The organism is Proteus vulgaris, assembly GCF_023100685.1.
GTDB lineage: Bacteria > Pseudomonadota > Gammaproteobacteria > Enterobacterales > Enterobacteriaceae > Proteus.
The window spans coordinates 3,290,389-3,314,815 of sequence record NZ_CP090064.1 but is presented as its reverse complement, the minus strand read 5'-3'; the positions used below and the strand labels follow the sequence as shown (position 1 = coordinate 3,314,815).

Below are 24,427 nucleotides of genomic sequence, written 5' to 3'. Positions count from 1 at the left end.
TCAATGTATGGAATGTATATAAAACCTGATCATGGTTCTTCTTTCTTATTAGACTCTGAAAAAAATCAACCTATTGGATTTTTATCTAGAATAGATATGCCATACTCTTTAAGAGAGGGATGGAAAAGTACTCCTCACAATATTAAAGATATTAATAAATATAATATTATTTTTATTCCACGAATAATGTCGAGAACCTTTAAAACACCAGGCTCTTATGATTGGGGAAGTTGTAATATCACTAATTATAAAATTGAAGGTAATAATTTTTTATATTATGGCGATAATGGTTCAGACCCCATATGGAAAGACCCAGAAGATGATGCTTGGTCTTCTGATGATCCCTTTTTCAGAATGGATATTTACGGTTATTTAAAAGAGCGACCTAAATATGATTATGGAATACAACTTCGTGGAATGAATAATATCTACAACCTTAATTCTGAATTACGAGGTTATTGTGTTTATGCGGAGATTGTTAGTGTCACAGGTGGTAAAGAAAATGGTTGGTTTCCACCAAAAGAATTTTTCTTAAATGAAAATAACCCAATGTTATTTGTAAGACCAGAAAAAGATGGTGTGACTTTTTGTTATAACAAAATGAGAGGATTAACAGTCTCTGAAACATGCAAAGTGTATGTTGTGATTTTCAATACCAATCTAAGGTTGCAAGCACCTAAATCAGGTGTCGTTATTTATAACGAAAAAAAAGAAATTACTTATACCTCTAAATATAAACCTCTCCATCTAGGGCAATCAACGTGGTTTGACCGAAATAATGGTGGAATCTTTGAGCAATTGAAAAAGCCAATGATATTGCCCGATTCTCATTTTGTTAATTGGGTCGTTAATCGGGGTTATATGGATTACTACCGCACTGGTTATTATTTTATGAGTAATAACAAAGTTGGTATGAGAGATATTTATTATTTGGGTGGTGAGTATGGCGGGCCATATGGGCCTAGCGGGAGTAATGGCTATAAAACGAATTATGATTTATACGGTATCGAACTCAGCGACTACTTCAATATTTAATTAACCCTTCATTTATACCTCTAGGAAAATTATTCATGATATACACAACAGGCACTGTTAACACAGTGTCAGGGTCTGCTATTGTCAAAGGCACTGGCACTAAATTTAAAAATAATAATCCCGCCATTAATATTGGAATGACGATTTTAATTAAATCGGGAAACACGAATATTCCGTATATGATTAAATCCGTTAATTCCGATACTGAATTAGTATTAGCACAACCTGCATTAGCCACAGCAACTAACACCACATTCTCAATTCATATTACTGAGCCAGATAATAATAGTGATGCAGCTAGAACGATGGTTGCCATAAATGCATACGCACAATATTTCCTTGATGCAATGAATACATGGATGAGTGAAACAGGACAGACAAAAATTGAGATACCAAATGGTGAAGTTATCACACTCGATAGCATTAAGAAGATGCAGGGGGATATTAGTAGTAAAGCAGATTTAACTTTATCAAAAACACAATCATTCACATCAGCGATAGAAGCAACAACGAAGCTAATTTCAAAATCAGCGGATGGTAAAACATCAATATCATTAACGACCAGTAATGCAGGTGGGACTAACATTGAGCTCAATTCTGTATCAGGTTATAACGGAATCCAAATACCAAAATTATCAGGCACAATGATGTTGATTGGTGATTACGGTATTGGTGGTGCAGGTCTTAGCGAACCATCATTAGTCTCATGTTTTTATGGCTCATCTTCTGGTTCACCAGGGTTTCCAAGTAATGGTGCCGGCTGGCAATCTACATATAACGGAAATCGCCGAGCTATGTTATTTATGAATACATCTGGCATATTAATGAGTCGTTTCAGTTCATCAAATGATGTTGTTGATACTACGACACCTTGGAATGCGATATGGAGCGCCAAAAACACAACGGTAGACAGTAATGGTTTTATTAAACGTGCATCTCCAATTATCGACATTAACCCTGATGGCACATTTACCACTAACGATGAATCAGAAGGCGCTACTGTTACTCGAGTAGCTCAGGGCGAATACCTTATCGAGGGTGTATTAGGTTTTAATGCTGATGCAGGCTGGGGCGGTGTCGATGGTGGTATTGAAATTCCGCTAGATGTCAATAAACAACCACTGATATGGGTTAACTCTAAAATCAACAAAGACGGCTCTATTCTCGTTAAAACGTATCATCGCACTCCCCCTAACGCACCTGAGTTTGCTAATAATGAAATTGACGGTTTCAATGATGGTGACCCAATTGATATTCCTGATGGTCGTTTTATTTCCGTTCGTGTGCAGATGCCAGAGCAATCAATCTATAACGTGAGAATGCGTAAGATGGAAGAAGCGCAGAAAGCGGAAGAGGAACGTAGACAACAAGAAGAGGAAGTTTAATATAATAATTAGAGTGCTACACTAAAATATTATCATGTATAAGTTAGGTGTTTTATGAAGATTAGAGAAAATGATTTTTGGGTTTATTTTTCATCTAAAAATGAAAGTAATAACACAAATAATGACAAAATTGGTAAGTGGATGTATTTTTTTAATGATGCGGAATTCACAGATAAAATATGTCAAAAAGCAATTTTAAATAGCGTAGTCGAGCATTGTAAATATACGAATAATGCTGAATCTGGAGTTGCGTGTTTTTACTTAAATATTGATGACATTGAAGGGCATAAAAAAGTTATTAAGTTTTTTTTAGATAATAAATTAATTCCTATAAATAAATCAGGTAAATTTAAGAATATATCATTCAAATTAGACATGCAGACAATGAATCGGGAATATGGAGACAAGTTTGAAGGTAAGTTGTCATTAGAGCATTTTATTGATTTGAGTTCTGGTATTTTTAAGTGATATAAAATCAGGACACCAATAAGACACCAAAAATTGATAACTGATTGATTATATAACTCAGTCGGCCCAATCGAGCATCGGCGCTACTCCGTTTTCAAATACTGCACTGAATTACCATCTGGCAGTTTCTTGCTTCTCTCACGATAAAACGCTAATCGTTCATTAAAATACTCGCGCAAATGTGCTGGTTGTTGTCGTTCAACGTCTACGGCAACAACTGGCATATTGAGTTTAGTTTTATATTTTATTGAAATAAAACATGTAACCGCAATTCGGACACAATAAGATTAGGTTTTTCTTAAGTTTATGTTTGTTTTGTTTGGCAACATAAGAACAACTTGGGCAGGTAACTTCTACTAGTGCGTCTTGAAACATTCTTATCACATTAAAAGCTTTCATATCTTTCACCCATTATAGGGATATCGTGATTCAGTGTACGTTACTTTGTACTAAAATGCTCAATTTTTGTTCTTTTATTTGTAGAGTTCAATGTTGATAACTGATTTCTATGACAATGACAGGCATATAGAGCCATTCTCATTTTTAGCATTCCTTATTGTGGGTTACATCTATCCGACAATAAGGAATTTAAATGATATACAAATACTATGCTTCTTTTAGAGACGATAGTTTTTCACACCATGTATCAAGCGTTTCTCGTTTTTCTCTTAAATAATCATATCTATCATAATGCTTTTGAGAAACTCCTGGTCTTTTGTGGTTTTGCACCATATCCCTTAACTCAGAACTTATTCCCATTTCTCCAGCCAATGTTTTGAATGTTCTTCTCACATCTCTAGGTGTAAATTTCTCAAACTCATTTTTCTTACAAAATTTATTTAATTGTTTAGCGTATTCAGACGTTAGCAAGTGTCTTTCTTTAGTATCAGCAGGGAAAAGATAATTTGATGTTGGATACAATAGTTCTTGGATATTAAGAATATCAATAGCAGGCTGTACCAGTGGAATGACATGATAATCGCCTGTTTTTGAAATATGAGGTGGAACCGTTAATGTATTGTTCTTTTTATCCCAATTGTCGCGAGTATTGGCCAGAATTTCCCATGGCCTTTGTCCTGCGGAATAAACGCAAAATAGAAATAGACGCGCATAATCTGAGTTAATAGGGCATTCGATGGTGGGCTTATTGAATAGCTCTAATAATAGCTTCAACTCATCCCATGATAAAAATCTATCTAACGCTTTATCTGCACCTTTTTGTCTAGGAACCACAGTGACAGGATTTCGTTCCAATCCATAAATAACGCGCTCGTTTATTTTTGCTGGATCATTATCGGCAAACAAACCGAAGTTGAATACCGCATGTAGATTTGCTCTTACTTTGTTCGAACCTGCCAAAGCACCTCGGGAGATAAACTCAGAAAGTATTCTTTTTATATGATCTGGAGTCACATCTTTTGCAGGCATAGAGGCATCAATATGCTTACTATCTAGAACCTGATTTAGTCTGTTTTGAGTTTTATCATATGAACGCTTGCCTTGTCGTTTTTGATCTTCAATGTAATCATCAAAAAGCTGTTTTACTGTGGCGTGTTCATATTTAATTCTCTCTGGGGATGATGATTCGGTAGCAGCTGCTACGGATTTTACTGCAGCATCTGCTAGTGATAAATTAGGGTAATCACCAAGCGATATAAATTTCTCTTTTCCATCTTTGAAGTAGCGGTAGACGAAAACTTTTCTTCCAGATGGATATGTTTTTACACCAAGGCGTCCAGTGCCTCTAGTCGCTGATGCTTGCCAAGTATAATACGCAGATTTCTTTGGTTTCAGTCCTCGTATTTTACTATCAGTCAGTAATACGCTAGCCATAACTAATTTCCATTTACGGGTTGTTTGCGGGTCAAGTAACGGGTCAAGTAACGAAGAAATGATATGAAACTAGCTGAAATCATGCAAGGTATATAAATCCTTGTAAATCAAAAAGATGAAATCTCATGAAATTATATAAAACTCAATGAAATCAGTATATAACGCCCTTCTAAGCCGTAGGTCACAGGTTCGAATCCTGTAGGGCGTACCATTTAAAATCAATATCTTACGCTAATTTTAATCCAACTTGATTTTTTCTTTGTGTCGTATTTGTGTCGTTATCATTAAAAACGTCATCAATTTTACGTGCGTGCTCTGTCAAATGGTTTGGTGCTAGATGAGCATACCTTCTAACCATTTCGATACTTTCCCAGTCTCCCATTTCTTGTAATGCTGTTAGTGGTACGCCAGATTGAATTAACCAACTTGCCCAAGTATGTCTTAAGTCATGAAAGCGAAAGTTTTCGATACCAGCTCTTTTTAATCCAGCACGCCAGCCACTGTTGTCATCAACTCTCATTTTTCTAACCTGGGGTGTCATGGCTCCATCAGGACGTTTTTTTGACTCTGTATGAACAAAGACATATCTTGAATGCTTTCCTATCTGATCTCTTAAAACTTTACATGCGGTATGTAGTGGTTTAATACATTTGGCCACCCAACTGATTGTGGATCAGAACTATACAGTTGCTGATGCAATTAATGCCATGAATATTGGTATTTCCACTATGACTCGCTGGATAAAACAATTACGGGACGAAAGGGCTGGGAAAACGCCCAAAGCGTCCCTTATTACATCTGAGCAAATTGAAATACGTGAATTAAAGAAAAAACTTCAACGTATTGAAATGGAAAATGAAATATTAAAAAAGGTTACTGGTCCTTGATGTCAGACTCCCTGAACAATTTGCGTTAATCGGAAAACTCAGAGAGCGTTATTCTATAGTCACTTTCTGCCATGAGTTCGGGGTTCATCTCAGTAGTTGTAAATGCTGGAAATGTCGTTGTGTTGAGCCAGATAAAAGACGTATCAAGTTACGGAGCCAAGCTAATAGGAAAGCGTTGGGCATATCTCTCTGTTGTACTTGACTTGTTTGCCCGAAAACCGGTGGGGTGGGCTATGTCGTTTTCACCTGATAGTCGACTGACGATGGCTTGGGAAAGACGGGGACATCCAATGAGAGTCATGTTTCACAGCGATCAGGGTAGTCACTATACCAGTAGACAATTTCGGCAGTTACTATGGTGTTATCGGATAATATAGAGTATGAGTCGACGAGGAAACTACTGAGATAATAGTCCGATGGAGTGATTCTTCAGGAGTCTAAAAAACGAGTGGATACCGATGGATTACATAAGCTTTGGTGATGCAGATCGTGATATAACAGATTATATTATCGGATATTACCGTACACTCAGACCTCATGAATATAATGGTGGGTTACCACCAACCAAATCTGAAAAGAGATACTGGAAAAACTCTAAAACGATGGCCAGTTTTAGTTGACCACTACAGTAAATTCTCAGGGAAATTAATTGATACAATTCAAGGTTTAGCTGTCTTGCCTGAAAATACTAATGCGGTAATGGCTAACGCTCAAGCGAATAGAAATATCTCTGTTCAGATTGGGGATACAACAATTTACCAAAGTATTGCATCAAGTGATCCTCAAAAAGCGACTTCACTTTCTTCTGATGCTTACAATAAAGCTAATAGGTTAACTTACCAAAATTTAATGAGCGCTATATCACCTAATTGATAGTTTTGCTTTCTTTTGCTGTTATTCATTATTATCCTTGATGAATCTTTTTAGGAGGTAGATGTGAAAAAATTTCTAACGGTAGCTGTGCTATCTTTATTTCTCATTGGCTGTGGCGAGGCTAAATTTAAAGCATCGTCAACTGATGAAATAAAACAATCAATGCAATCAATGAAGGAAGAATTGCCAGCAGAACAATTTGCTCAATTACAGAAAGCTGTATTGAAAACAATGTTTGAAGTTGGTAGCACGAAAGGAAGTGATCAAGAGAAACAGCAGTTATTCAAAGATAAACTTGATGGTAAAACAGCCAAAGAAATAATTGAAATGGCAGAAAAGAAATAGCAGTCAAAGTGCTATAAGTCGTATTTAGATTGTTCTCTGCATTTTTTGCTTGCTATAAGCCTTTATGATGGTTAAATGAAATTGTAAAGTTTTGTTTAATTATCATAAGGGTTTTTTGATGAAGAAAATATTTATGGTTGCTGTTATATCTTCCTTATTAGTTGGTTGTAAGGTTGATTTAGAAACAAAAATAAATACAGATGACTTATTATCTAGTGAGCAAAAATTTGTTAAAGGAGATATTAATTTCGAAGTATCTTCATGTAATGATTTTGAAGACTCCAGAAAGGAATCTAAATCATTAATAGAATTAAAAAATAAAGTACCTACAATTTTTAAAGATGCGGAATATGTTGAATGTTATAAGCAAAAATTTGATTCATTCGCACATTTCTCAATACCTGTTGGTGTTGGCAAGGTTGGAGAAGATAAGAAGATTATTGATACGGATCTAATGATTATCTCTTACAAAGATATATTGGCTGGTGTTAATGCTTCAGAAGGGTTAATTAAAAGAATCAAGCAAGCAGAAAAAGATTCACATCAAAAGATGGATTTTAGTATCAGCATTATTCTTATACCTGGTAACGTGAAAATTGATAAGGCAGTTGCGTTAGGCGTGACATTTACAGGAAGCACATCTAAAAATGACCCGGTGTTAATAAGCGGAATTAAATTTGACAAAAAACCACTGACTTTTAAATTATCAGATGTGTCAGTAAATGAATTAATGCAATATGGCCTTGTCCCATTCTTAGTAACTCCTGAATATTTCACACAATATAAGTGATATATATCATTATATTAAAGCCCTTTAACGATGAGTTGGGGCTTAATTTTGATGAGTAAATAGTCAATCATTGATAAAGTTGGTATTGGGATCGAGGTAACAGAATCACTAGGGTGGATGCGTAAGGTAGATACTTTCGTGAACAGTATGCGCGTAAGTGAAATGACTTTTCTAGTATGTTAAGAATCATGGTTTATGTATCTAACAGAAAATAGTTTTCGGACACGTTAGAAAAACTGTAAATATAGGGTGATAGCGACAAAAATAAATATTAAACCCTAACAAATCCTAACGTTTTTCTAATGCCTCAATCTTAAGTTTTCCTAAGGTTTATTAGCGTTGAATCTTTGGATATCTTAGGTAAATGATAACATTTGATAACGTTTCAGATGATAAGGATTGCTAAGGTAAATTGCACACTGCGCAGGAGGCGAACTTACTCAAAGCCAGTCATAGTAATGATTAACGTAATTTATGCTCAAATTTAGATATATAGAAATGTTAAGGTAACTACGTATTCAATGCTAAGGTTTGCTAAGTTTTTACTATCAACTTAGCATTATGATTAGATAGCTGTTAACTTCAGCATATGTTGGGGGTAGCCGTAATAATAAAACTAATTTGAGAATAGAAATGCTAATAAATAAATTAAAAAATAAAAATGAGTCACCAGAAGACATTATAGAGAATTTGATATATGCCTATCAAAATTCAAGAGAAACATATGTTGAAAACAAGAGAGTGTTTCGTGGGCGTAGTCATTCTGTATCGGGTGTTTTTGAAGATCTATTTGCTGATTATTTATCAAAAAATTTACCTGATAGTTATCAATATTTCGTAGATCAGCAATTGTTTTCATCAACAGCAAATATACGATTTTTCCCAGATATATTAATTATGAATGATAGAGTAAGTAGTGATATCATCGACTTAAAGCTTGATTTTGGATGGTCTAGAAATGATATTTTTGCATTTTGTGATACGTGGAATAAAAAAATAGATAAATTAAAAGGAACGAGTTTCACTTTCAATGATGGGATAACTAAAGAAAAAAAGAATAGTTCTTTTTCTGATAATTTAAAATATCATGTAGTAGTTTCGACAAAATTAAATAATGGAAGTAATTTTATTGAAATAAAAGATAATGTGACAAAAAACTTGGAGCATGTTGAGTTATACATACTCACTGATAAGGTACATCCGAATGATTACAATAGCACCGCCGAAGAACGGGTGAAAAATATACATATATGCATGAGTGAATTTTCAAGGTTAATGAATAATTTATCATAATAATATAATTCTTTTAGCACTTAACGGACAAAAATATAGTTTAAATTGTCCGTTATTATAGATAGCAAAATTTGTGATAACAATTTTTATACGTTAAAATCAATAGTGGCTTTAGTCCTGCAAATAATTCAATTTATTTACTATATCCTTGTGCTGTTTCCACGCTGAATAAATATCCTTATCCCATGCTTTACCACCTTTCGTTTGATAGCCAGCATCGTTAATTCGTTCAGCGATAATACGCCCGTTATCTATACCTTCGGATAGCACCAAATTAACCACAGAAATGATAGCAGTCTCATTATAGGTATCTGCCTTGCCAGCAATGAGAAAAGCAAAATCAATCAGGATCACCACGTCAGGAACGGTAATAAAATTCCCTAAGCTAGTTAAAACAGCTACAGGTCGCTATGAATGGTTTAATGGTTATCAGCTAACAGAAGCACAGATAGTTACTGGTTAGTAAAACTTAGTATCAATAAGCTTGATTTGAAATCGAGAAATTTAAAAGAGGATATTTCACCTCTTTAAACAACTCAATATTATTAGCCTAGTTCGCAACTAACCCTCTTTAAGACGGCCAGTTTAGCTAATATCAAATAACTAATGTGATTCGAAATTATTTTGTTGAAAATAGCATCATTATATAATCATTAAACCCAGCTCACCATTTGATAGATGGATACTATCGTGATATTGGTACACATATTTATTAAGTCTACTTTGTGCTTTATTTTTATCGGTCTTGCTTGATTCTGTATAAAAACCGATACACCAAAAAGAGCGACTTACATCAGCAGATTGTCTTATAGATAATACCTTAGATACATCGCTTTCCATTTTTGATAGTAGTGAACAAGCATTTTTAGCACATTTTAATTCAATGAAAATATATGAATTTTTTTTACACCGTTTTTTCCTAAACTTTAGGTCAATAAACATATTAATATTGGTTTTATTCTTCCGTCTATCGCAAGGGTATCTAACTTCTCGTTCTATTTCTTTTATTGAGTCGTGATGAGACATGTAGAATTCCAGTTCTAGCTGAAGCCATTTTTCCCAGTCACTTATCTTATTGGTACAAATCATATCTAATCGATTCTTGATATGCTCTTGTTCAAGAAACATATGAATCAAGGCTTTTACAGTATTAAAATCAGCCCGCTCCATGGAAGTCCTCAATGTAGTACAACATAAAAATAACATGCAGATTAAACTGAGTTATCTGAATTGTGGAGTATTATTTTTCTGTACTAAATAATATTGCTTTAATCGGGGAGGTTCTCGGCAAAAGTCAAAAAAACGAGGGTGAAATATTTTTCAGCTACTGTTGTTCTGTTTGAAATGAAGACAGTGAAAAACACGGGGAGGTTTATTTATAGTCGTTGTTTCATTATCTGCAATAAAATTACTATTGATGATATTTTTGCAATTATGATGGCTTTGGGAAAGCTGAAGCCTGAACCTCTTAATATTTAAGTCACAAAATAAAAAGGCAGCATAATTGGGGGCATGATACGAAATTGAATAAATTTAACAATTTGTCGTGCATGTTCTGTCAAATGGTGGTGCTAAGTGAGCATTCCTTCTAACCATTTCGATACTTTCCCAGTCTCTGATCTCTTGTAATACGGTTAATGAAATACTAGAGCAGATTAACATCTATTTAAGCAGTAAATATAACCATTCACTAAAAGTGTGGTGTCAACGAGATCGCCCAGAAAACACACACTTTCCTCTTATTAATACAATAAAATCAATAAAATAGATTGTAATAATTAAATTAGCGCTATAATGAGAAAAAATTTAAATCCTGAAGATGATGCTAAGTTACAAAAAAATACGAGCTAAAATTTAAATGCCAGTGACTTTTGTTGTAGATAATAATAAGGATAAGTTGAAAAAACTACTTATAGAAAAATAAATGGTAAAACAGCTCAAGAAATAATTGAGGTGGGTGAGAAGAAATAACAAATCTCGCGAAAGGGAGCTTTACTCTAATATCAAGTCATCCGATTTATGGTGGCAAGATAAAATTAAAAATTTTTCCTTCAGAGCTTATTTATTGGCTAGGTGAGTATTTTAATATTGAGAAGTCGATGAGTTATCATCAGAAGAAATAGTAGCTTATTTGATAGAAGGCTCTAATAGAAAATTATCTCATGTGCTAGAAATTCCATTAAAACATTCAATTTCTAAAAATATTAACAATTGATTCTTTGTTTTAACAAAAAAATCAATCGATTGATTATGTAAGTGGATAATATTTTATCTAATTGAAAGAAAGCAAAAAGTCGCGACGTTTTTTTTCGTTAAAATAGCTTAGATGTTAAATCAGCTAACGCTAGAAAATTTTCTTTATTTTTTATTTAAGACTGCGACGTTTTCTATTTCTTGAGACAACAATATCACTTGATGATAAGGCTGTTTTAGCCCATGTATTTATCATGGGGGACATTACTTCAGAATGGATCAATAAACTTTGTGGAGAAACTCCTAATATTAGGGCTATGGTAATTAATTGATCTACCGTTATTTTTATATGGCCATTTTCTAAACGTGAATAGTGTTGCTGGCTTATTCCGAGCTTCCGTCCCATTTCAACACCGCTTATTTTTAATTGTTTTCTTTTCTGCTTAATTCGTTGACCTACCACAATACTAATTGCGTTCATATTTACTTCTCCTTTTTAAAAAGATAGTAGCGTAAAAACACTTAAAGATCGATATTAGCGATCAAAAATCAATTATTGATAGTTGCTGTCTATTGATATTTGCTTATTAAAAGATTTAAACCGTTTTACCTAAAACAACTATTTAGATAAATTATGTCAGCATTTAATGGTTTTTTCGTTTGTTAATGACGAAATAAGAGTATTAAATAAGAATAATATTATTTAAGTGGATTTGATATGAGAAGTGAAACTACTCTTTTATAGAGTTGTGGTGATGAGATGGAGAAAAAAATACACTTATTTTGTGTTTATGCCTAATAAGCTAGATTTCAATGATTCAGGTTTTTTATTATCAATTTATATTTTTGATATCTTATATTTCTATCCAGTAATTAATTATGTCAATTATTTTTTAAAATCATCTTTATATTCATGTTAACGCAATAAAATTGTTGTAATATCTTAATTGAAATAAATGAACATATTTAAATAAAAAAGATAATATAACTCATTATATTGCTTTGATTGATTTAAAAAATAAAATCAAAAAGAGCCCTATTAAAGGCTCCTTATGATCACAATAATGATTTGTAACCATTTAATGGGGATGGTGATAAAAACCATTTTAAATTATCATCAGTATTAAATTTAATTTTCATTTCCAATAACATATTCTCTGACAAACAAAATGGGAAAAAATGATAAAGATGTGAAACGAAAACAAATGCATCTCCTTCATTGTCAAAATAGTTAATATCAATGGTTAAGGTTAAAGATAAGCAACGGTGTGGCTTGCCTTTTAAAATATAATCATAAGTATAACTATTTAAATCAATACATCCGTCTAATGAACTTTTTATTTTTCTTGTGATCTGTTTATCTAGTTCCGTATAAATTAAATAATCACTCAGCATATTTTTTATTGTTGAGATAGACATTAGCATAAAGGCATTAGCACTATAATGTGATAATAAATGCCAATAACATTTATCATCAACAATAGGAGGGAAACATTCTGATAATGGTGTGATATTTGTGAGTAATAAATTATCAGGCATATTTTCACTATGTGCATTTAATACACCAATACTGTTATCCTTATATTTTTCAAAGCCAATATAGGTACAAGAAAAATGTAAACTAGGTGGCGAGATAAGTGCTTCACCTTTGTTATCATAAAAATGAATAATGTAAAATGTGCGTCCAGTAATATCTTTATCTATAGTTAATGAATAAAAAAGAGAATTTTGATATTGAGGTAGTAGACGAGATGCTGAAGTTAACTCTGTTATTGAATAAAAATGACAATAAAGACCTCGTTCTTTTTCATGAGGTTCAAGTGATAGCATGATTTCAGATAAACTTGAAAGATAGTGGTTATCAGGGATCGGTAATAAATAAGACGACTTATTCTCTTGAAAATCAATAATAACAGTATGTTCTTTCTCTTTATCAACGGAAGGAACACAATTAAGTAAGAAGCAGTTTTTACACTGCTCTTCTGTTAGTGAAATTTGCTTATTTAAATAGATATTAATCGTAAATTTAGTGCTTTTTTGCCAATCTAAGTTCTTTATAATAGTTGGAATATCTAAGCTAATAAAGTGATGAACATGAGGAAGATACAATCCTTCAAGTAATTGTTGTGGTGCTTTTGGGGTATTTTCTGATTGTGAAAAAATAGGATATTTTTCACCTATTTGAGTATTAAAACAAAATATTGCGTTATCACCATGATAATTTTGACCTGCGTGTTTTAATTCAATATAGTCAAAATATTGAGTTAATCCAAGCAACAAAGTGTCTGCAATATTTTTTATTGGACTGAGAAATAAATTAAGAGAACAAGATTGTGTATGTTCGATATTACCAAGATATTTAAAGGTTAAAGAGATACAGCTTTTATTGGGTTGATGTGTCACTTTTTTCTCCGTAAGAGAATAAGGCTCAATATATAAATCACGACAACTTGAAAAGCATGTATTATTATCACCTAATGCACTGCTATTTTTAGGAATAAAATAACTGTAATTAATTTCTTTTTCACAGCTAATTTGAATAATTGATGTTGATGGCACACCTTTAATTGCCTGAGAGCCTAATCGTTGTAATAAAGGAAGTGTAATTTCAGGGAATGCATCATCAATTTTTTCTTGCAAATGAGCAGAAAGAAAAGCAAATCCTTCCATTAAATAACCTGTTTGTGGATCGTCTGGTTCTAAGACTTCTGCTAAGTGTGGTTTTTTTTGTGCGTAGGCTTTTGCCAGTTTTTGTAGGTATTGTCTTTCTTTTAAGTATTTAATTTCACTCATGTTAATCTAATATCTACCTTATTAATAATAAATAATATCTGCCATGATTTTTTGTTGTTTTTAATAAGAGTAAGGCTTTAATCCTAATTCTTCTGCTTCTTTTTGAAGAAAATAATATCGTGCTAATAATCCATTAACGTCTGCATCAAGGTTATTAATTAATGCGGGTGAAATACTCTGCTCTTTATTTATTGTCTGTGAAAATTCATACAGTTTGTTTTCAATTGGAATAGCTTTATTATGACTTTTTTGTATTTCGTAAACAGCAGTTTTTAAATAAGAAAGAGTGAAACTGCCTCGATTACGCTCTTGTTGAACAATTCTGTCAGAAAGTTGTTGAATTAATTTATTGGTATCAGACCAACTGCTGTCAATAGGCGCATTTTCTAATCGTGTAGTGAGGATATTTTGCCATTGTCGTGTTGCGTAAGATTGATCAGCATTATTAGGCCAAAGCTTTTTAGCTACCTCCAGCATATGATCTGATTTTCTTAAAGCAAATAGAGGAGACTGTTTTTCCATTAAAATAAGGTTATTTGCGTATGAACTAATATTCGGTTGATATAACCACTGTGTAATGGCACCTTCAGGTTGAGATGTAATGGCAGATAACTCTTTTTGCATCGGCAAATACAGCGATACACCAATAACAAAAAAAATAGCGCTACTAGTGAATAATCCAATAAAAAAACCTTTTTTTGCACTCATTGATTTTTTCTCAATAGGAGGATCGTCATATAAAACGACTTCGGTGATGGGATTAGGTTTAGACGTATTATTTTCTTTTATCTCATCAGATGGACTGATATAGACAATAGGGGGGATCTTAACCGTAGCATTATTACTTTTTTGTGTTGTATTTTTTGTTGTTTGCTCTAAGGTTTTTGCTGCATTTTGGAAAAACCAGAGTAAATTTTCTAGCTTTGGTAATTTCGGCCAATCTGTATGAGCAATTTGATCAATAATTAATTGTAGAGCTCTTTCTGAACGATAAATTAAACGTAAATCAGAAGGAGAAAAGGTTAATTGACGTAATAAAGCCCCTGCTTTGGTATTAAACCAATTCAATACATCACATCGATGGTTTGATTGGAATGGCCAAAGGTTATCCCATTGACTCACCACAATATTGGCAAGTAATTCACATCCTTCAGTAAAACCATTTAGCCCATTAAGATGAAGGCGAGCAAGCGTGTAATAAACGCCACTTTGCAAGTCGATACCGTGAGTTTTAAATAACGTTAATGAAAGAGACTCAATAAGTGTCCAACTGATCTCAGGCTGAGAAGGATGATTGAGTTTATTAAATTCCGCTTTTAATGCAATAAATTCAGGGATATCTAAAGGAGAGCCTGCAATTTTTATCACAAATTTTTCTTTTGGCGTATTCATGAAAGATCCTATCCCCTCATAAATATGAGGGGAAATCAGTTAATAAAGAGTTTCTGGTAATTTGAAACGCGTAAATAATCCACCAAAGAAAGGATTATTAGATTCATCGATTGTGATCCGATATGTCATATCACCACCATCAAGAGTGAATTTCACATCGAAAGAATGTGGTTTTATGTTGGTAAGTCTGCCGCCATTAATCAGTCGCATTTGTGCCCAAGGACCACTAAATAAAATAGCTCGCGGTGATTTATCGCCAGAAATGGGTACTAAGGTGAGTTTGCTTTCAACATTTGAACGCATTGAGTTGGGCCAAACCATATGCACGGTATGACTTCTGCCGTGTGAATAATCAAGCAATTGACCATCAAGATTTAAAACACTACGACGCTTATTACCTGTTAGTGATAGCGCTTCAATAGCAAATTGCGCTTCTAAATTGCCTTGTGCATTAAAGAATGTATTTCTAATTCGATTTGCTATTTCAAGTTGTTCTAATACATCTGGACGAATAAGTGATTGACCATCGCTGTTTTCAATTAAGTTGTTTTCAACAAAAAGGCGTAGATTTTGCTGGTAGAAGCTATCTAATGTACCGTTAGGCTTAAAAAAACGTTCAAACTCACTTAAAGGTACATCTTGTGTCGTCGCTGCGTTAAACGGATAACGACCTATAATGTAGGTATGATATTGCTTAACAACGGTTTCATTCCACTCAACTTCCATATAGCGAATTGCTTCTTTTTGTACAACATTCCAAGCTTGATCTGCTAATTGACCTACCCAACGATTCATTGGTTCAGGTAATGTTTTCGCTGATTGAGATAATTCAAAGATAATGTCACGATTATTATCGTCAAGACGGGATGTCACCGCTTTTAATGCAGCTTTACCCGGGACGGGTGAATTATAAATGCCTAATAAATAACGATGTAATTCATTTAATTTTTGATTAAGATTTTGCAGGTTTTCACCATTATTACTGACTAAAATTTCAGTTTGAGGAGCAAATTCTTTATCTAGCCGTATGAGTAATTTATATTTTAATTCATCCATTAATGCTTTTTGGTCAGCAACAGGTAGTGAACTATCTATTTTTGGTAATGTTGTATTATCTCTTAATACTTGTAATGCTCGTCGTATTGGTTGTTCACCACTAATAATTTGTTCTAATGCATTAATTTCATCTTGTAGTGATTCAAACTCCCTTATTTCAAGGTTACTGATGGCAGCACGCCATTGAGCTGTATAATCATTAAGATATTGTTCAGTGATTTGGCGTTGGATCTCTTTTCGATCATTTTCACTATATTGAGTGTTTGTACTTAAATTTAAGACCCATGCATCTAAAAAGGTCAGATCCACCAATTCATCATTATGTTGAGTAAAGTAGTTTGTTAACCCATACAGTGTAAGAAGCTGAGGCATTTGAAGTTTATCTTCATTTATAGCAGCAAAAATACTGTCAAAACTAGGGCCAACTTGATGACGTATATTTAATGGTGATGAAAGCACTTGGTTTGCTTTAAGGCGTAATGTTTGGTAAACACGTTGATAAAGAGGTAAACGGCTCAACTCTTTTTGTGCTGTATTAATGGGTTGAGTAAAAGGCGCAAAAGCATTAATTGCCGTTGTTTCTCCAGCTTTACGTTGAGCTTGCCAATCGGTATGTTTTAATGCGTATTGTAAATGTGACATTAATTGAGATTGGATATCACGCTGGCCTGTAAATAAGTGACTCCAATAATTAGCCATAAAGTTTTCAACAATCTCATTATTGCGTCCACTTTTGTCTTCAAGCATGCGCATAATGCGTAATATCTCTAATTTTTCCTCACTCCCTGCTTTGGCTTTATTTAACTCAACAAGTAAAGAATTCATTATTGAAGGCAAATAATGTTCTGTTATTAATTGAAGGTAAACATTTTCGACATAAGGGCCGACATTCTTTCCTTGATATAACCCAAGATCAGAAAATAGGTCACTTTTCTCACGATAATTACCGTAAGCTAATGTGGCATCTAATAACGGATTTAATACAGCAAGTTGCTCTTTTCCCGCCGTATTTGTCGTTATTGTGGTATCAGAAGCGCGAAAGGCTTTTACTTCATTAAGTACATTTTCACCAGACTGATAGTTCTTGCTGTAATAGTGGCTCCAGCCATTCCACAAAGCGATAATACCAACAAAACTGATAACAGAAGCTAATAGGACTCTTCTACGATGCTTTTTAAGCCAGAATTGACTTTCAGCAGCCAAGTTGGGCTCTGATAGTAAAACATCTTGAAAAAGCGATTGTGTAAAATAGCTGTGAGTTTCAGCAATTGGCCAAGTGGCTAAAGGTGCTGTTGGTAAATGATATTGCACAGATGCTGTTTGGCTAAAGATATTATCAACTTGCCCGACTTGTGTTGCTGATGTGAGATATACACCACGTAATTGAATATCTTGTTGTTTATCACTAGATGTTAAAGCATCAATTAGATTGATTACATTGATTTTCAACCCTTGAATTTGTCTGATAAAGCTAAATAACTTAGTGCGCTGGCTTTCATCTACACGATTAATCATCATCTCAGGAAGGGCGCTATTCATTTGGCTTACCCATTGTTCCCAAAATGTGTTCAGCTCTTTTTCCCAGCTATTTTTGTTATTTAATTGAAATGTCACACCCAAAATTTCATCACGTTGTTTCGTTTCTAATGATTGAAACATCGCATCAAATCCCTGTAATAAATCGAGTTTTGTAAATACGATATAAATAGGTAATTGACTATTAAATGCGATGCGAATTTCTTGTAACCGCATATGTAATGAGGCAATAAATTGGCTATTTTTTTCTTTGTTGTTTGTCAGTAGTTGTAATATATCGATAGTAAGAATAATGCCATTCATTGGTTGGCGAGCACGATGTTCATTCAACCAACCTAGTAATTCATTCCATAGTCGGTGATAAAGTTTTGGTTTTTCTAAAATGAGGTTAGGCTGTGTAATTAGCTTCCCTTCAGGTATTAATAATATCGCTTGATCGGCGAGTCGCATTTTTATATGTAAAGGCAGTTTTTGTTCGCTAACAATATTTTCAATAGGCGCAATATCTAAGGTATTTAAGCTATTTTTTAATAAGGTATTTTTGCCACTTTCATCAGTACCTAAAACAAAATACCAAGGTTTTTGATAAAGCGCATTGGTGTGTCCATTTTGATGTTTAATAAACTGCGATTTCCAGTAATTTAAATAACGAGTTTGGTGTTCAATATCATTACGGACAGGGTCAACAATGGCTAATTCTACCTCTAATTTCAGCCCTTCAAGTTTTTTAACTCGAAGCCATGTTGCAATTCCAACCCAACTGACAACCACTAAAATAGTGATAACAGTAGCTAACCAACGTGCGCTAAGTGAGCGTAATGGATAATCACCTTTAAATTCATAGTTTGCTCCCCACCACCAGATCCAAATAACAAACAATGCAGGAATTAAAGCAACTAAAAGTAAAAATAGGGATTTAATTTTTGATTTATCAGAAAAGAAAATTTTTTTTATAAAATCTGCTATTTTTTTTCCAGAAAGAAAAGACCAATTCATTATTATTATTCCCTATGAGAAAACGAGTTCTGTTGATGTTCCATTTTTGATGCTAATTGATTTAATAAATTGGGTTCCCACTCTGATAATGAATATCGAAGTGCATCTTGATAAAGCTGATCAAAATAAACATTTGCGATGGAACTCATTTTTGACGCTTCAAAAAGTTGTGCAGAAAGTAATTGTAGATAAAACCGTTGACGGGGTTCAGTCGCTACTGAAATAGCGTTATCAATCATTAATAATGCGGCATTAAGTCCTTCTTGTTCAAAGCAATCCATAATTTCTTGTTGCTCATTGTGTAGTGATAACGAAGGGCTTACTTTATTATTAGCTTGGTTTTCTAAACTCCCCAGCCATAGATGAGTTTCTTCTGAAATAAAGGGAGTCATATCAGAGAAATAGAGATGATTAAGCTGAGGTAATCTTATTAAAAATAGTGAAAGCTCTTGAGCAATGGCTGATGAAACATCAATTAGCCCTAATAGTTGTGCGGTTTGAGCTGCCATAAAATGCCCATCTAACCAATAAGGTGCTAGCGTTAAGCTTTGCTCAATATCATTGAGTAATGAGATAGACGGCTGTGAGAGTTGTGCTTTGTAATCAGTTACTCTATCAATCGCCACGGCAGCTAAAGGGGTTTTACCTTGTTTATCGCTTATGGGAAGTGTTTGAATATTGTGCCAAATAGCATATCGGCGTAGGCGATAACCGACCGCATCATTAGGCGTTTGTTCACAAAGAATGCCAGCGACTTTTAATAGTGTCTGCTTCCATTGGCGGTCATCACTTTGATTAATTTCAACATAAGGTTGCTCTGCCTGTGAAGTCACGCTTACTGAGGTTTGAGGCGATGTTTTTACTTCATTAATGGGTTCTGCTTTTATACTTTTTTCAACTGTAATGGCCGATTTTTGTGTGTTTTCTATATGTTGATACGCTTGGCTTAATTCATCCATTTGCGTGGATAAATTAGGCTGATTGTTGTGCCAAAATTGTGCTAAATAGGCAAATTCACCCAAAATATTATCACGTTGTTCAGGTGTGGCTTGCTGGCAAAAACTGTTTTTGACTGACTCAAAACGTTTAATAATTTGCTGTGCTAAGCGTAGTTTTAAACGTGGATTACTGGGAGAACTTGTATCCCAATAATGTTGCATATAGGCGCTGGCAACCGTGGCAGCAATGACTAGCCCTTCAGGAACCGCAGCATGTTGTAGCGTTCTTAAAAAATGGACAAGTAAGCGAAAGTCTTTAGTTTGTGTAGCAAAGAGTTGTAATGCTCGACGCTGAATATCATCAATATCTAAAGTGCTGTGGCTTAGTGAACCAAATTTTATCATTTCACTTTCGATATATTCCCAATCGGCGTTATTTTCATCAAGCTGGCTACTTATTTTAGCCTCATCCAAAGGTGCTAAAAGTTGTTCTCGCCATGTACAAAGCGTTTTTGTTGTCATTTTTATCACCAATGACAGGCGGAACGCAGAGGTTTTATCTCTTCGTTAATGCCTGAAATATTAAAGGTTAATTGCTCATCATTCGCTAATTTGATGGTTAGTTTTGTGCTGGAAAGTAGTTGTTTGATTTCATCAATGCCGAGTATGCCGCGACTTGCTTCAAGCAAATAACCGTCTTCTCGTAGAAACCATTCGCTACTTAGTTGTGTTTTGTCCGTGATGAGTTGGATACTTCCTGCGATTTGTTTTTTGGGTAACGCAATTTGCATACGAGTAATGTTGTCGATACAACTGAGCATTAAAATAGGGCGAGGTGGCTGATATCCCATTGCTGGGATGGTCATAATAACGGGATAAATACCTTTATTATGAGCTGTGACCATAAACCCAGCGGTGTGATTTTCACGTTTCATTTCATGCTCTAGCGCTAAACGCCAAATATCGCCCATCGCACTTACATCAACAGTAGAAATGGGTTTATTTCCAACGTTAATTTGGTCATAGCAAGATAAACGCATAAGTTGAGATGTCTCTTCACGACACTCAAAGAGAGCGTGTTCAGTAAGGTTGGTTTTATTTTCTTGCTCTTGTGCAAAAACGTGACTTATTGAGAAGAGAGCGAGAAAAATGAAATAAACTGGTTGTGAATAAATCATTTAAGACACCCATATTTTTTTAATTTATATAAAAGCGAACGCTTTGAAATATTTAAATTTTCAGCGATTAAATTGAGATCATCATTATTGTTTTCTTGTTGGTAACGCAGAATTGACGCCTCATAACGTTCAGTAGCTAAAGTAAGATCGTTTACCTCAGCAAAAGAATGAATTGGAATCTGTGTTGGAGTTAAATTCGATACAGATAATGAACGTAACGTCTGGTTAATTTTCTCTTCTTTTTCTTGTTGTAATTTCAATAGATATTGCAGATCAGCAATTTTCTGTTGTGATTGAGAAAATGCCAAAATGCTTTTTAATTGATGATGAAATACATTGCAGTAAATAGAAAAAATACCTTGCTCATAAACCATTTCATCGAGATCTTCCCCTAACATAATAATTAGCCCGTAAGGTTTATTATTAAGATCAACAAAGGGAATACTAAATAGCCCACAATGCACGGGTTGTTTGGCGATAAATTGCTGTAAAGCATGATCGCTAATATAACTGCCTTGTTTTAGATCATTCCAGAGAATAGGTTGTGGTTGTGATAGAAGCTGGATCAACGGGTGATCCGCTTCTGTAATATCGACATCCAAATGTTTTTTCTCTACTTTTTCACTAAGATCAATACTCCAGCTCTCTAAGCGATTCTCTGATTTATTAATCATTGAAACAATGAGTGCGCTGAATGGACTACGAGGCATACTCAGCTCAAGAAATTGGCTGGTCAGTGAGTCCACATCTAAACAAGTTAAGAGAGAGAGCGCATTTTTCAGTCTGTGCTTCATAGTTCTACATTTACCTCTGCAATGAATTGGTTATCTTGTGTTGATAACCGTATCGTCCTGATATCTTCATTCTTTGCACTGTGTTGCAACAGAAGAAGTGAAAGAGGGGGTAATAACGCACCATCAATAATGGATTCTAAAATTCTTGCACCGTTTTCTGCTCGTGAAGCGCGTTGTAATATTTCATCGGAAACGGTCTCTTCCAGCTTGATCTCTGCATGAAAACGTTGCGTAAGTAATTGAGTTAAACGTGTTAGTTTGTGATCAATAATTTCTTTGAGAATAATCTGCGTTAGCGGTAAGAATGGGATCACTTCCATACGCGCTAAAAGGGCGGGTTTAAAGAAGGTGGTTAATTCGGGATAGAGCGCATCATGCAATTCATCCGGTTTGTCGGCATTAGCCATAATGACGTGATCACCTAAATTAGACGTTAGGAAAAATGCAACGTTTTTACAGTCAATAACACGACCTTCACCGTCGGCTAATTCTCCTTTATCAAAGGCTTGATAAAACAGATTTAAAACATCGGGGTGTGCTTTTTCTACTTCGTCCAGTAGTACAACGGAATAAGGCTTTTTGCGAATAGCTTCGGTTAATACTCCGCCTTCACCATAACCTACATAACCTGGTGGTGAACCAATTAAGCGAGAAACAGTATGTTTTTCTTGAAACTCTGACATGTTGATCGTGGTGAGATATTGTGTTCCGCCAAACATCAACTGAGCAATTTGAATTACTGTTTCTGTTTTACCAACACCACTTGGCCCGGCTAATAAGAATGCTCCCAATGGACGGCCTGAACGACGTAAATCGGCACGCGCTGTTAATAAATGCTTATGAAGATGTTTGATTGCAAGTGATTGGCCTTTAATACTTTGTTCAAGGTAGGTTGGTAGCTCTGTCGCTACTTGTAATGCATCTTGTGATAAGCGATTAAGAGGTACTCCTGTCCATTCCGCAATCACGGCAGCAATTTGTTTTTTATCGACATGAGGAGAGACCAATAGAGAGTGTTGATGTAATTCATTTAGCTCTTCATTTAGTGCATTTAATCGAGATTTCAGCTCATCATTGTTATTTTCAATACTTTCATTGTTTGCTTCTTCTTCAAGTGATTTAGTTAATATTGATAATAAAGTTGACCGTAATTTGATAATTTCACGAACAATATTTTTCTGTTTTCCCCACGCTTGTTGAAGCATTTCAATTTGTGTTTCAATCTCAATAGACTGATTTTCTAATATTGCCAAACGCTCTGAATGATTTTTTAAACCTACTTGCTGTTCACGGGTTAATACATCACGTTCTATCTTGATTTGATGGCGTTGCGTTTTTAATGCTGATAGCTGTTTAGGCGGAGTTGAAAGGTTGATAGCAGCACGAGCACAAGCGGTATCAAGTACATCAATGGCTTTATCTGGAAGTTGGCGTCCTGAAAGATAGCGTTCACTTAATTGTGCTGATGCACAAAGTGCTTCATCATCAATAAAGACGTGATGTGCTTTTTCATAAATAGAGCGCAATCCACGCATAATAATAATGGCTTCGTCTGCGGTGGGCTCTTTGACTTGAACGAGTTGGAAACGGCGCGCTAACGCTGCATCTTTTTCAAAGTATTTTTTATATTCACTCCATGTGGTTGCGGCAATGGTACTTAATTCACCACGGGCTAATGCAGGTTTTAGCAAATTGGAAATATCTAAGCCACCTTGCTGATTTCCAGCTCCAATCAAAGTATGGGCTTCATCAATAAATAAGATAATAGGAGTCGGTGATTGTGCCACTTCTTGCATAATGCCTTTAAAGCGTTTTTCAAATTCCCCTTTAACAGCCGCGCCTGCTTGTAATGCACCTAAATCTAGTGTTAACAACTCACATTCTTTGAGTTTTTCGGGAATATCACCCGCAACAATACGCAAAGCTAACCCTTCAATTAAGGCACTTTTACCCACACCTGCTTCACCAACTACTACGGGGTTGTTTTTCCGACGACGACAGAGAATATCAATCATTAAATCAATTTCATGGTCGCGACATAAAACAGGATCTAGCTGGTTATCTCTTGCTTGTTGCGTCATGTTTTGTGTAAAACGCGCAAGCATAGAGTCCGATTGAACATGACGATTGGATGATTTATTAGCTTCTGTTATTGGTGCTTCTACTGATGTCAGAGTCCACTCATCAAAGTTGAGCTTGAGTTGCTCTCTATTGATTTGAGAGAGTAATTCAACTGCTGCTTTTGAGAGATAACGATGGGGCATTTGCAATAAAGTGAGTAACAAAGCGCCTGAGCGTAATTCATTATGGCTAAGTTCTGCTGAAGCCAATAGCCAGCTATCTTTTAGCCATTCGACTAATAGAGGTGAAAAATTAGGATAACTTTGTGTCACGCTCTGTTGTTGTACTGTGTGGAGATTTAAAAGCTCAGTTAATTCGGTGGGATTGATATCAACTTTATTAAAGATAGTACGGATATCCGTTAGTGGTGTTTCCAGCAGTTGTTGTAATAATTGGTCTACTGTAATTTCGAGTTGCTGGTGGCTTACACAAAACGCAGCCGCATTTTCTAAAGCATGTTTAGCAATAGGGTGAAGTCTATTAACTAATGTTGAGAGATCAATCTGGATCATAATGGCGTC

The 24,427-nt window shown here is 34.6% G+C and carries 20 protein-coding genes and 4 pseudogenes; 9 read left to right on the top strand and 15 right to left on the bottom strand.

The window, feature by feature from the left end:
• Positions 1 to 3: 3 nt before the first annotated feature.
• Genes LW139_RS15910 through LW139_RS15900 form a run of 3 tightly spaced genes read left to right on the top strand, consistent with a single transcriptional unit; the run spans position 4 to position 2,888 of the window.
• Complete coding sequence (locus LW139_RS15910; RefSeq protein ID WP_164526500.1) at positions 4 to 1,035, top strand: hypothetical protein; 1,032 nt, start codon at positions 4 to 6, stop codon at positions 1,033 to 1,035.
• 35 nt (positions 1,036 to 1,070) lie between these two features.
• Complete coding sequence (locus LW139_RS15905) at positions 1,071 to 2,420, top strand: hypothetical protein (protein WP_247850218.1); 1,350 nt, start codon at positions 1,071 to 1,073, stop codon at positions 2,418 to 2,420.
• A 54-nt stretch (positions 2,421 to 2,474) separates the two neighbouring features.
• Positions 2,475 to 2,888 (top strand): hypothetical protein, encoded by a 414-nt coding sequence (locus LW139_RS15900; RefSeq protein ID WP_161737893.1) that lies wholly within the window; start codon positions 2,475 to 2,477, stop codon positions 2,886 to 2,888.
• An 83-nt stretch (positions 2,889 to 2,971) separates the two neighbouring features.
• Here the strand turns inward: LW139_RS15900 and LW139_RS15895 are convergent, their stop codons facing one another.
• From LW139_RS15895 to LW139_RS15885, 4 genes and pseudogenes are all read right to left on the bottom strand, one after another.
• The gene (locus LW139_RS15895; protein ID WP_109395815.1) at positions 2,972 to 3,112 is read right to left on the bottom strand and encodes a DNA polymerase III subunit theta; all 141 of its coding nucleotides are present in this window, start codon (positions 3,110 to 3,112) and stop codon (positions 2,972 to 2,974) included.
• A gap of 13 nt (positions 3,113 to 3,125) precedes the next feature.
• The gene (locus LW139_RS20790) at positions 3,126 to 3,263 is read right to left on the bottom strand and encodes a YnfU family zinc-binding protein (protein ID WP_353853201.1); all 138 of its coding nucleotides are present in this window, start codon (positions 3,261 to 3,263) and stop codon (positions 3,126 to 3,128) included.
• Positions 3,264 to 3,494: 231 nt separating this feature from the next.
• The gene (locus LW139_RS15890) at positions 3,495 to 4,721 is read right to left on the bottom strand and encodes a tyrosine-type recombinase/integrase (RefSeq protein WP_109409634.1); all 1,227 of its coding nucleotides are present in this window, start codon (positions 4,719 to 4,721) and stop codon (positions 3,495 to 3,497) included.
• A gap of 226 nt (positions 4,722 to 4,947) precedes the next feature.
• Positions 4,948 to 5,352 (bottom strand): annotated as a pseudogene (locus tag LW139_RS15885) (tyrosine-type recombinase/integrase); the annotation flags it as partial.
• A 13-nt stretch (positions 5,353 to 5,365) separates the two neighbouring features.
• Here LW139_RS15885 and LW139_RS15880 point away from each other — a divergent pair.
• The 5 genes and pseudogenes from LW139_RS15880 (at position 5,366) to LW139_RS15860 (ending at position 8,909) form a co-directional block, all read left to right on the top strand.
• Positions 5,366 to 6,228, top strand: a pseudogene (locus LW139_RS15880) (DDE-type integrase/transposase/recombinase).
• Positions 6,146 to 6,481 (top strand): hypothetical protein, encoded by a 336-nt coding sequence (locus LW139_RS15875; protein ID WP_247850217.1) that lies wholly within the window; start codon positions 6,146 to 6,148, stop codon positions 6,479 to 6,481. Before LW139_RS15880 ends, LW139_RS15875 begins: the two are co-directional and overlap by 83 nt.
• Positions 6,482 to 6,544: 63 nt before the next feature.
• Positions 6,545 to 6,826 carry a DUF6694 family lipoprotein gene (locus tag LW139_RS15870; RefSeq protein WP_109409637.1) on the top strand — a complete coding sequence of 94 codons (282 nt, stop codon included), beginning with the start codon at positions 6,545 to 6,547 and terminating at the stop codon, positions 6,824 to 6,826.
• A 118-nt stretch (positions 6,827 to 6,944) separates the two neighbouring features.
• A complete protein-coding gene (locus LW139_RS15865; RefSeq protein ID WP_247850216.1) occupies positions 6,945 to 7,616 on the top strand; it encodes a DUF7424 family protein in 672 nt (223 codons plus the stop codon).
• 633 nt (positions 7,617 to 8,249) lie between these two features.
• The gene (locus LW139_RS15860; RefSeq protein WP_109409639.1) at positions 8,250 to 8,909 is read left to right on the top strand and encodes a hypothetical protein; all 660 of its coding nucleotides are present in this window, start codon (positions 8,250 to 8,252) and stop codon (positions 8,907 to 8,909) included.
• A 111-nt stretch (positions 8,910 to 9,020) separates the two neighbouring features.
• On the opposite strand, the pseudogene LW139_RS15855 reads toward LW139_RS15860, so the two are convergent.
• Positions 9,021 to 9,245: pseudogene (locus LW139_RS15855) on the bottom strand (hypothetical protein); the annotation flags it as partial.
• On the opposite strand from LW139_RS15855, the gene LW139_RS15850 reads away from it, so the two are divergent.
• Entirely contained in the window at positions 9,226 to 9,372 is a 147-nt protein-coding gene (locus LW139_RS15850) for a hypothetical protein (RefSeq protein WP_162557018.1), read from the top strand. The pseudogene LW139_RS15855 and the gene LW139_RS15850 sit on opposite strands and share 20 nt — an antisense overlap.
• A 179-nt stretch (positions 9,373 to 9,551) precedes the next feature.
• Here LW139_RS15850 and LW139_RS15845 read toward each other — a convergent pair whose 3' ends face one another.
• From LW139_RS15845 to tssH, 10 genes and pseudogenes are all read right to left on the bottom strand, one after another.
• Positions 9,552 to 10,079, bottom strand: a complete 528-nt coding sequence (locus LW139_RS15845) for a hypothetical protein (protein WP_247850215.1) — start codon at positions 10,077 to 10,079, stop codon at positions 9,552 to 9,554.
• Positions 10,080 to 10,384: 305 nt separating this feature from the next.
• Positions 10,385 to 10,550, bottom strand: a pseudogene (locus LW139_RS15840) (hypothetical protein); the annotation flags it as partial.
• 724 nt (positions 10,551 to 11,274) lie between these two features.
• Positions 11,275 to 11,583 (bottom strand): helix-turn-helix domain-containing protein, encoded by a 309-nt coding sequence (locus LW139_RS15835; RefSeq protein ID WP_166539844.1) that lies wholly within the window; start codon positions 11,581 to 11,583, stop codon positions 11,275 to 11,277.
• A 575-nt stretch (positions 11,584 to 12,158) separates the two neighbouring features.
• On the bottom strand, positions 12,159 to 13,895 hold the full coding sequence (locus LW139_RS15830; RefSeq protein ID WP_247850214.1) for a type VI secretion system baseplate subunit TssF: 1,737 nt from the start codon (positions 13,893 to 13,895) through the stop codon (positions 12,159 to 12,161).
• Between the two features lie 60 nt (positions 13,896 to 13,955).
• Positions 13,956 to 15,287, bottom strand: coding sequence for a VasL domain-containing protein (locus LW139_RS15825; protein ID WP_227335936.1), 1,332 nt, complete (start codon positions 15,285 to 15,287; stop codon positions 13,956 to 13,958).
• A 39-nt stretch (positions 15,288 to 15,326) separates the two neighbouring features.
• Positions 15,327 to 18,875, bottom strand: a complete 3,549-nt coding sequence (gene tssM / locus LW139_RS15820; protein WP_247850213.1) for a type VI secretion system membrane subunit TssM — start codon at positions 18,873 to 18,875, stop codon at positions 15,327 to 15,329.
• A gap of 5 nt (positions 18,876 to 18,880) precedes the next feature.
• A complete protein-coding gene (tssA, locus tag LW139_RS15815; protein WP_247850212.1) occupies positions 18,881 to 20,335 on the bottom strand; it encodes a type VI secretion system protein TssA in 1,455 nt (484 codons plus the stop codon).
• 5 nt (positions 20,336 to 20,340) lie between these two features.
• Positions 20,341 to 20,991, bottom strand: coding sequence for a type VI secretion system-associated protein VasI (vasI, locus tag LW139_RS15810; RefSeq protein ID WP_247850211.1), 651 nt, complete (start codon positions 20,989 to 20,991; stop codon positions 20,341 to 20,343).
• Positions 20,988 to 21,785, bottom strand: coding sequence for a Fis family transcriptional regulator (locus LW139_RS15805; protein ID WP_227335933.1), 798 nt, complete (start codon positions 21,783 to 21,785; stop codon positions 20,988 to 20,990). Before LW139_RS15805 ends, vasI begins: the two co-directional genes overlap by 4 nt.
• Entirely contained in the window at positions 21,782 to 24,418 is a 2,637-nt protein-coding gene (tssH, locus tag LW139_RS15800) for a type VI secretion system ATPase TssH (RefSeq protein WP_247850210.1), read from the bottom strand. Before tssH ends, LW139_RS15805 begins: the two co-directional genes overlap by 4 nt.
• Between the last annotated feature and the right edge of the window lie 9 nt (positions 24,419 to 24,427).

Coding starts and splice junctions, on each gene's coding strand:
- LW139_RS15910 (WP_164526500.1), top strand. CDS start 4: ATGTATGGAATGTATATAAAACCTGATCATGGTTCTTCTTTCTTATTA.
- LW139_RS15905 (WP_247850218.1), top strand. CDS start 1,071: ATGATATACACAACAGGCACTGTTAACACAGTGTCAGGGTCTGCTATT.
- LW139_RS15900 (WP_161737893.1), top strand. CDS start 2,475: ATGAAGATTAGAGAAAATGATTTTTGGGTTTATTTTTCATCTAAAAAT.
- LW139_RS15895 (WP_109395815.1), bottom strand. CDS start 3,112: ATGCCAGTTGTTGCCGTAGACGTTGAACGACAACAACCAGCACATTTG.
- LW139_RS20790 (WP_353853201.1), bottom strand. CDS start 3,263: ATGTTTCAAGACGCACTAGTAGAAGTTACCTGCCCAAGTTGTTCTTAT.
- LW139_RS15890 (WP_109409634.1), bottom strand. CDS start 4,721: ATGGCTAGCGTATTACTGACTGATAGTAAAATACGAGGACTGAAACCA.
- LW139_RS15875 (WP_247850217.1), top strand. CDS start 6,146: ATGAATATAATGGTGGGTTACCACCAACCAAATCTGAAAAGAGATACT.
- LW139_RS15865 (WP_247850216.1), top strand. CDS start 6,945: ATGAAGAAAATATTTATGGTTGCTGTTATATCTTCCTTATTAGTTGGT.
- LW139_RS15860 (WP_109409639.1), top strand. CDS start 8,250: ATGCTAATAAATAAATTAAAAAATAAAAATGAGTCACCAGAAGACATT.
- LW139_RS15845 (WP_247850215.1), bottom strand. CDS start 10,079: ATGGAGCGGGCTGATTTTAATACTGTAAAAGCCTTGATTCATATGTTT.
- LW139_RS15835 (WP_166539844.1), bottom strand. CDS start 11,583: ATGAACGCAATTAGTATTGTGGTAGGTCAACGAATTAAGCAGAAAAGA.
- LW139_RS15830 (WP_247850214.1), bottom strand. CDS start 13,895: ATGAGTGAAATTAAATACTTAAAAGAAAGACAATACCTACAAAAACTG.
- LW139_RS15825 (WP_227335936.1), bottom strand. CDS start 15,287: ATGAATACGCCAAAAGAAAAATTTGTGATAAAAATTGCAGGCTCTCCT.
- tssM (WP_247850213.1), bottom strand. CDS start 18,875: ATGAATTGGTCTTTTCTTTCTGGAAAAAAAATAGCAGATTTTATAAAA.
- tssA (WP_247850212.1), bottom strand. CDS start 20,335: ATGACAACAAAAACGCTTTGTACATGGCGAGAACAACTTTTAGCACCT.
- vasI (WP_247850211.1), bottom strand. CDS start 20,991: ATGATTTATTCACAACCAGTTTATTTCATTTTTCTCGCTCTCTTCTCA.
- LW139_RS15805 (WP_227335933.1), bottom strand. CDS start 21,785: ATGAAGCACAGACTGAAAAATGCGCTCTCTCTCTTAACTTGTTTAGAT.
- tssH (WP_247850210.1), bottom strand. CDS start 24,418: ATGATCCAGATTGATCTCTCAACATTAGTTAATAGACTTCACCCTATT.